At 67.6% G+C, this 8586-nt stretch carries 5 protein-coding genes; 4 read left to right on the forward strand and 1 reads right to left on the reverse strand.

Annotated features, from left to right (window positions below):
- Positions 1–34 precede the first annotated feature (34 nt).
- A complete protein-coding gene (locus tag D7W79_RS11410) occupies positions 35–688 on the reverse strand; it encodes a hypothetical protein (protein ID WP_120525391.1) in 654 nt (217 codons plus the stop codon).
- A 294-nt stretch (positions 689–982) separates the two neighbouring features.
- On the opposite strand from D7W79_RS11410, the gene D7W79_RS11415 reads away from it, so the two are divergent.
- The 4 genes from D7W79_RS11415 to gltG all read left to right on the forward strand — a co-directional run bounded on the left by D7W79_RS11415 (position 983) and on the right by gltG (position 8482).
- Entirely contained in the window at positions 983–4576 is a 3594-nt protein-coding gene (locus tag D7W79_RS11415) for a tetratricopeptide repeat protein (RefSeq protein WP_208729696.1), read from the forward strand.
- Between the two features lie 8 nt (positions 4577–4584).
- Positions 4585–6012, forward strand: a complete 1428-nt coding sequence (gltE, locus tag D7W79_RS11420) for an adventurous gliding motility TPR repeat lipoprotein GltE (protein WP_439099189.1) — start codon at positions 4585–4587, stop codon at positions 6010–6012.
- Between the two features lie 141 nt (positions 6013–6153).
- Positions 6154–6423, forward strand: coding sequence for an adventurous gliding motility protein CglF (cglF, locus tag D7W79_RS11425; RefSeq protein ID WP_120525394.1), 270 nt, complete (start codon positions 6154–6156; stop codon positions 6421–6423).
- A gap of 85 nt (positions 6424–6508) precedes the next feature.
- On the forward strand, positions 6509–8482 hold the full coding sequence (gene gltG / locus D7W79_RS11430) for an adventurous gliding motility protein GltG (RefSeq protein ID WP_120525398.1): 1974 nt from the start codon (positions 6509–6511) through the stop codon (positions 8480–8482).
- Positions 8483–8586: the final 104 nt, after the last annotated feature.

Raw genomic sequence — 8586 nt, forward strand, 5'->3', positions numbered from 1 at the left:
CGGCCGTTCAGGCGTGCGGGAGGGAGCCCACCCCTCAGGTCTCCTTCATGTCCAGCCGCCGTCTGACGGCCGCCTGGAGCCGGAAGCGCCGGGCCACACGCCGCGCGCGGGCGGTCATCAGCTGCTGTTCACCGGTGCGCGCATCGCGCCACACCGTGCGTCGCTCCGTGAAGGGCAGGGCGCGCAACAGCACCATCAGCGCCCACGCCTCCTGCTGATCCATCGCCGCGGGCTCGCGCGGCACGCACGCGAGCACCGTGTCCAGCAGCCGGTGCACCCGGGGCGCCAGCGCGGTCTCACGCTCCGTCAGGGCCCGCAGCGCGGCGCACAGCCGCGCGTGCCGCACCTCCTCCCAGGAGCGCGCGGGGCGCTTCTTCGAGGAAGCAGGGCGCTCCTCCTCGCCCTGGCCCGCGGACAGGTCGCGGTACTTGCGGATCTCCGTCTCCACCTGGCGCCGGCACGCGCGCAGCGAGCGCAGCACGGGCTCTCCGGGCCGCGCGTCCCACAGCGCCTTCTCCGCCGAGCGCGAGATGCCACGGGCCACGACCTCGAAGGGCACGCCTTCCTGCGCCCATGCGGTGACGAGCTCGGTGTCCAGCGCGGACAACATCAGGCCCGCGCCACGCACCGCGAGGAAGTAGTCCTGCACCAGTTCTTCGAAGCTGGCGCTCTCCGGCAGAAGACTCATGATCCGACAACCACTCCAGGCAGTGCGACCAGGCGAACAGCCGCCAGCCTCCCATACCCGTTGGGGCCGCCGGTGCAACCTTCCTGTCGCTGTCTGGAACAGCCCGGGTAGACAGCAAAATTGAAGTTTTCCCGCCTGCTATCCAACGGACCGGACGTCCGTCCGTCCAAGTTGACCCGCCTTGCGGAAACCGCGCATAGTACGGGTCCCCTCATGGAAATTCCCGAAGATTCCCGGACACTTGCCAAGCAAGCAGGCATCCAGGGACGCCGGTTCCCCGCTCCTAGGAAGACCATGCGCCGCTCGCTACTCGTTTGCCTCGTTCTCCTGACTTCCATGGCTTCGGCCCAGGAGAAGAAAGCACTGCGCGACGCTGACCTGGGCAAGAAGTCCACGACCACCGTGGACAAGTCCCTCGCTGGCGACATCACGCGCCCGAAGGAAGCCCAGCAAGCCGCTCCCGCGCTTCAATATGATCAGTTCCGCCTGGGCGTGGAGGTGCAGGTCGCCTCCAAGCGCCGCGAACAGATCGAATCCCTGAAGAAGATCATCTCGCTGTCTCCTGATCAGAAGGAGGCCCCCAGCCTGCTGTTCCGCCTGGGCGAGCTCTACTGGGAGGAGTCGAAGTTCTTCTTCTTCGAAGCCAACCGGAAGGACGACGAGCTCATCGTCGCCATGAACCGCAACGACGCCGCGGGCCAGCAGAAGGCCAAGGCGGAGAAGGCGGAGTTGATGGCGAAGGTGAAGGAGAACGGCAAGTACGCCGTCGAGCAGTACACGAAGATCGTCCAGGAGTACCCGAAGTTCGAGCGCACGGACGAAGTGCTCTTCTTCCTCGGCCAGTACCTGATGGAGGACGGCCAGGACAAGAAGGCGCTCGTCGCGTTCAAGCGCCTGGTGGAGAAGTACCCGCAGTCCAAGTACATCCCGGACGCGTACTTCGCCTTCGGCGAGTACTACTTCAACAACTCCAAGGGCAAGCGCCCGGAGCTGGAGAAGGCGCTCGCGGCCTACAAGAAGGCCGCTGAGTACCCGGAGAACCAGGTCTACGCCTTCGCCCTCTACAAGCAGGGCTGGTGCTACTTCAACATGGGCGAGTACGAGTCCGCGAAGGACAAGTACAAGACCGTGGTCCTCTACGGGGAGCTGGCGGGCGCCGGCGCCGTGGAGAAGGACGGCAAGGCCAAGGCGAAGGGCTCGCTCGTGCGTGAAGCGCGCGCCGACTACGTGCGCGCCTTCGCCCGCGAGGGTGACGTCACGCAGGCCCGCGCGGACTTCGGCAAGGTCGCCACCAATCCGGAAGACCGCTTCGCGATGATGAAGCAGCTCGCGAACCTGTACTACGGCGACGGCAAGGACCGCGAAGCGGCCATCACCTACAACTCGCTGATCAAGGAGAAGCCGCTGTCTCCGGAGGCCCCCGGCTTCCAGGGCAAGATCGTCGACTGCATCCTTCGCATGGGCAACAAGGAGCGCACCGTGGCCCAGGTGCGCCGGCTCGTGAAGATCATGAAGGACGTGGAGTCCTCCGGCGTCATCAAGGACGACAAGGACAAGAAGGCGCTCGCGGAGGCGAAGGAGCTGTCCGAGCGCACGCTCTCCAACCTCGCCGTCACCTGGCACAACGAGGGCAAGAAGACGCGCAACGAGGAGACCTTCAAGTACGCGGACGCCGTGTACAGCGACTACCTCACGCTCTTCCCGGAGAACCCCAAGGCGTACGACCTGCGCTTCTTCTGGGCGGAGCTCCTCAACGACAACCTCCAGAACTTCGACAAGGCCGCCGCCAACTACACGCTGGTCGTCCTCCAGGACGCCAAGGTGCTGGAGGCCAAGGACGACAAGGGCAAGCCCAAGCCGGGCAAGCCGGGCAAGTGGCTGACCAACGCCTCCTACAACGCCGTGCTCGCCTACGACGAAGTGGTGAAGGCGGCCGAGGCGCGCGGCGAGGCCAAGTCCGAGTCCGCCGGCACGGACATCCAGAAGAAGATCGCCATCCCCACGCTGAAGAAGTCGCTGCTCGACGCGTGCGAGCGCTACCTCAAGTACGTCCCCAAGGGCGACAAGCGCGTGGAGATCGCCTTCAAGGCGGCGAACATCTACTACCGCCACAACCACTTCGACGAAGCGGTGCTGCGCTTCAGCGAGATCGCGCTCGGCTACCCCGAGTACAAGTTCGAGGACGGCCAGCGCGCCGCGGAGATCGCCGCCAACCTCATCCTCGACTCGTACAACCTGCTGGGCGACTTCGCGAAGGTCAACGAGTGGGCCCGCCGCTTCTACGCCAACGACAAGCTGGCCACCGGCAAGTTCCGCGACGACCTGGCGAAGCTCATCGAGCAGTCGTCGTTCAAGCTGGTCAGCCAGCTGGAGGAGAAGAAGGAGTTCTCCAAGGCGGCCGAGGCGTACCTGAACTTCGTCCACGACTTCCCGCAGACGGAGATCGCGGACCTGGCGCTCTACAACGCGTCCGTCGACTATTACAAGGCGAAGAGCCTGGACAAGGCCATCGAGGTCCGCAAGCGCCTGTTCGCGGAGTACCCCCGGTCCAAGTACGTGCCGGACTCCATCTACGCGAACGCGGAGGCGCTGGAGGCCATCGGTGACTTCGAGGAGGCGGCGGGCACCTACGAGCTCTACGTGAAGGGCTACGAGCGCAACCTGAGCGAGAAGGGCGGCGCCCCGGCCGCGAAGGCCAAGGCGAAGAGCAAGGCCCACGGCAAGGCGAAGCAGGTCTCCAACGACGCCGGCCCCGCGAAGCCCGCGGTGGTGCAGAAGTGGGACGAGTCCAAGGCGCAGATCGCCCTGTTCAACGCGGCCACCTACCGCGAGGGCCTGGGCCAGCTGAAGGCCGCGCTCAAGAACCGCGAGCACTACATCGAGCTGTGGCCCAAGTCGAAGGACGCCGAGGACGTCTTCCTGTCCATCATCGACCTGCACGTGAAGCAGGGCGCGTACATGAAGGCCATCAAGCTGCTGGAGGAGTACGAGCGCGACAACATGCGCTCCCAGAGCAAGTTCCTCATGGCCGAGGGCCGCATCGTCGACATCTATTCGAAGATGCGGAAGACGAACGACGTGCGCCGCATGAACAAGCGCATCTTCGAGTACTTCGACCAGCTGCCCCGCCGTCAGCAGACCGCGCTGGAGAAGCCGGCGCTCGCCGCCGCCGCGCAGGCGAACCTGCTGGCCATCGAGCCGGACTGGGTCGAGTTCAAGCGCCTGAAGCTGTACTGGGGCGTGCCGCCGTCGCCCGAGCGCTTCAAGGGCTCGCTGGCCGACAAGGGCCGCGCGCTGGAGGTGGTGCAGAAGAAGTACGTGCAGACGGTGGCCCTGGGCGCCCCGGAGCCGGCCATCTGCGCGCTGCAGCGCATTGGCCTCGCGTATGACCACATGGCGGAGCTCGTCGTGAACGCGCCCATGCCGCGCGGCCTGGACGAGGAGTCGCAGCAGGCCCTGCGCGACGAGTTCGCCAACCAGGCGCAGCCGCTCAAGGACAAGGCCACGGAGGCCTTCTCCGGCGCGGTGGCCAAGAGCCGCGAGCTGGGCGTGTTCAACGACTGCGCCGCGGCGAGCCTGAAGATCCTCCGCACCACCTACGCCCCGGACCGCTACCCGGAGGTGCTGGAGGAGAAGCTCGCGCTGAAGAACAAGGAGCTGGTGCTGGGCGGCGACCTGCTGGCCGCCGTGCAGGACATCCCGCCCCCGGTCTCCAAGTCGGAGCCGGAGAAGATGGCCAAGAGCGAGGCGCTCAACGAGGACCTGTCCGCGCTGACCAACGCGCTTCGCCAGCAGACCGAGTCCGAGGTCGCCAAGCCCGCCGCGTCCAAGGACGGCAGCGCCCCCAAGAAGACCGTTGATGATCAGGAGCCGGAGGACTTCCTCTAATGAATCGCATGCACCCGTTCCGCCCCCTCCTGCTGGCCACGCTGGCGCTGACCGCTGTCGGCTGCTCCACGACGCAGGCGGTGGCCCCGACGCCCGTCGCCAAGCCCGTCGCCGCCCCCACGGGGCCGGTGTCCATCTCCAACCGCGCCATGCTGCTGTTCGATGACGCGGTGAAGTCCTTCGACGCGCAGAAGAAGGCCAAGGCCTTCGACTACCCGTCGTTGGACCGCAAGTTCAGGGCCGCCCTGGAGGCGGACCAGAACCTCGCGGAGGCCGAGTACAACCTGGGCGTCATCGCCGAGCGCATGGGCAAGCCCGACGAGGCGAAGGCCCGCTACGCGGCGGCCCTCACCAAGAAGCCGTCCCTGCGGCAGGCGTCCGACAACCTGGCCATCATGAAGCAGAACGGTGGCGACGTGGCCGGCGCGGTGGCGCTCTACCAGGACGTGCTCACGCGCTACCCGGATGACGCGGGCTCGCGCGCGCGCCTCGCGGAGATCTACCGGCAGAACAACGACCACGACAAGGCGATGGAGCTGTCTCGCGCCGCGCTCATGCGCGACCCGATGAACACCAACGCCCTCAAGGTGATGATCCGCAGCTACCTGGACCGCAAGCAGCTGGCCATGGCGAAGCTCGTCGCGCTGCGCGCGGTGAAGCTGGACGGCACGGATCCGGAGCTGCACCAGGCCGTGGGCCTCATCCTCCTGAAGGAGGGCGACACGGAAGGCGCGCGCCTGCAGTTCAAGAGCGCCCTGGAGGCGAAGGCGGACTACGTGCCCGCGCACGTGGAGCTGGCCCAGCTGGCGCTCAACGCGGAGGACTTCCCCGGCGCGGAGGAGCACCTGCGCCGCATCCTGCAGGCCGACGGCAAGAACGCCGCCGCGCACGTGGACCTGGGCATCGCGCTCAAGGGCCAGGGCCAGTACGACAAGGCCATGCAGGAGTACGACGAGGCGGAGAAGCTCAACCCGGACCTGGGCGCCACGTACCTCAACCGCGGCATCATCCTGCACAAGGTGAAGGACGCCCCCGAGCGCGCGGTGGAGCTCTACAAGAAGTACGTCGCCCTGGCGGGCGGCGAGGTCGCGCTCCATGCCGAAGCCCCCGTCTTCGGCCTCATGCGCGAGGCGGAGAGCATCGTGCAGGCCAAGCGCGAGGCGAAGGCCGCGGAGGACCAGGCCAAGCAGATGGAGGCCCTCCAGGCCCAGCAGCAGGCCGCGATGAAGGCGGAGGAGGCCAAGCAGAAGGGCACGACGCCGCCGGGCGCCGCGACGCCCGCGTCGGGCACCAACACCGCCCCGCAGGCCACGCCGGTCTCCGCGACGGGCGCGCAGCCGCCGGCCGCCACTCCCGCGGCGGGGAAGCAGGCGGCGCCTGCCCAGAAGAATGCAGCCCCGGCGGACTCCGAAGAGCCCACCGACGACCTGCTGTGATGTGGGAGACGCCCGCCAGTGGCTTCACGCTGGCGGCGCGGCTCGGGAAGATGCGAACCTTGAGAGCCCCCGCGCTGATGGCGGGGGCCGCCATGCGGAAACACCAGTGGGCCTTCGGAAGGGGCCCCACGTGGAGGCAGGATGCGGAAGTGGCTGATGCTGTGCGTGACGCTGTCGGTGGCCCCGGCCTTCGCCCAGGACGAGGGCGGCGGCGCGCGAGGCGGTGAGGGTGGCGGCGCCAAGATGCAGAAGACGACCAGCGTCGACTTCGAGGACGACACCATTGAAGGTGACCTCACGAAGCCGGATGGCGAGTACGTCGAGGCGCGCAAGACCGTGAAGCACTCCAACCTCATCCGCATCCGCGAAGACTTCGAGGACAAGGTGATGCAGTCCGTGGGCGAGCTGTAATCCCCCCACCACGGATTGAATTCACGGCGGGAACCTTCCGCCGACACCGTTGTCCAAGAGCGACAAAGCCTACCGGGAGCCGTCCATGGCCGTACCCCTGACACTCAAGGTCTTCAAGGGCGACACGTTGGTCGCCTCCAAGGACTACGAGCGCGACATCATCAAGATTGGCCGTCTGTCCTCCGCGCACCTGTGCCTGGAGGATGACAAGGTCAGCCGTATCCACTCCGTCATCGAAGTGGCCGCCGACGGCTCCATGTCCATCATCGACATGGGCAGCGTCGAAGGCACCTACGTCAACGGCAAGCGCGTCAACAAGGGGCAGGTCTCCTTCGGTGACGAGGTCCGCGTGGGTGGCACCACCATCCGCCTGGAGAACCCGGCCGCCGTCGCCGCGGTGAACCTGGCCGCCGCCGTCGCGCAGGCGGACGCGCCCACGGACAAGAACCCCACCATCGCGCCGGTGGCCCCCGCCGCCGCCATCGCGCAGGCCGTGGCCGCGCCCGCCGCGGTGGCCGCGCCTGTCGCGACGCCGGCGCCCGCGCCCGCCGCCGCGCTGGACGCGTCCGTCGCGCCCACGCAGAAGAACGTCGTGGCGCCCGCCCGGGCTCCCAAGGCCAAGGCCGCCGTGGCCGCGGAGGACGACGCGCACGAGGAGCAGGACGCCGCGCCGCGCGTGCGCACCGTGAAGAAGACGAAGTCCAGCGGCCCGCTGGGCGTGTCGCTGCGCCTGCTCTGGGGTGACCAGCGCGTGGGCGAGTTCTTCGTGCCCCCCGGCGCGAAGAAGGGCTTCACGGTGGGCAGCGCCAAGGGCGTGGACTTCGTGATGGGCGACGCCAAGCTGGGCGCCCCCACCTTCGAGGCGCTGCGCACCGACGGCCAGACCTTCACCGTGCGCTTCGCGCGCAAGATGAAGGGCGAGCTCACCCGCAAGGGCCAGACGCTGGACCTGGAAGCCGTCATGGAGTCCGGCAAGGCCTCCCAGGACGGCGACGCCTACGGCCTCACGCTGGAGGCGGACGACTTCGTCTGGGTGGACCTGGGCGGCCTCACGCTGGAGGCGCAGCTCCAGCCGGTGCCCAAGCGCGTCGTCGTGCCGGTGAGCGAGACCATCGACTACACGGCGCTCAACATCTTCCTGGTGATGTTCTTCATCGCCACCGGGTTCGTCATCCACTCCATGAACGGGCTGGGGGATGAGGACCAGTACGCGGATGAGCTCGCGGGCAACGACGCGCGCATCGCGAAGCTGATCATCAAGCCTCCGGAGACCCAGAAGAACAAGTTCCTGGAGAAGCTGAACCAGCAGAAGGAGAAGAAGTCGGGCGAGATGGCCCAGAAGTCCCGCGGCGACGAGGGCCAGATGGGCAAGAAGGACGCGCCCAAGTCCAACAACCGCACCGCCCCCAAGGGCGACCCGAACAAGAAGGACGAGGCGCGCGCCCTCACCGCGAAGATCTTCGGCGGTGGCAAGGGCGGCATCTCCACCATCTTCGGCAAGGCGGGCCTGGGCGGCGAGCTCAAGAGCGCCATGGGCAACATGTTCGGCGCCAAGGCGGGCGACGCGGGCGGCTTCGGCGGCCTGGGGCTGCGCGGCAGCGGCGGTGGCGGCGGCGGCACCGGTGACAGCATCGGCATCGGCGGCATCGGCACCAAGGGCCGTGGCGGCGGCAGCGGCAGCTACGGCACCGGCGTGGGCACGCTCGGCGGCAAGCAGAGCGTGGACGTGGGCATCACCTCGTCGGATCCGGAGGTCATGGGCTCGCTGGACAAGGAGCTCATCCGCCAGGTCATCCAGCGCAACCGCGGGCAGATCCGCTACTGCTACGAGAGCCTGCTCAACCGCTTCCCCAAGCTGGGCGGCAAGGTGTCCGTGAAGTTCGTCATCAGCGCCAACGGCTCGGTGGCCACGTCCAACGTCGCGCAGTCCACGGCGGGCAACTCGGACCTGGAGACCTGCGTGGCCGGCCGCGTGCGCACCTGGAAGTTCCCGGAGCCCAAGGGTGGAGGCTCCGTGATCGTCACCTACCCGTTCATCTTCAAGCAGGCCGGTGACTGACGTAGAATCAACACATCCGTGATTCCGCGCGGGCGGTCCTGGAGACAGGGCTGCCCGCTTCTTCAATTCACCCCTCCCGCCCCCGCGGGAGGGGTGAATTGAAG

This window comes from Corallococcus exercitus (assembly GCF_003611585.1).
Lineage (GTDB): Bacteria > Myxococcota > Myxococcia > Myxococcales > Myxococcaceae > Corallococcus > Corallococcus exercitus.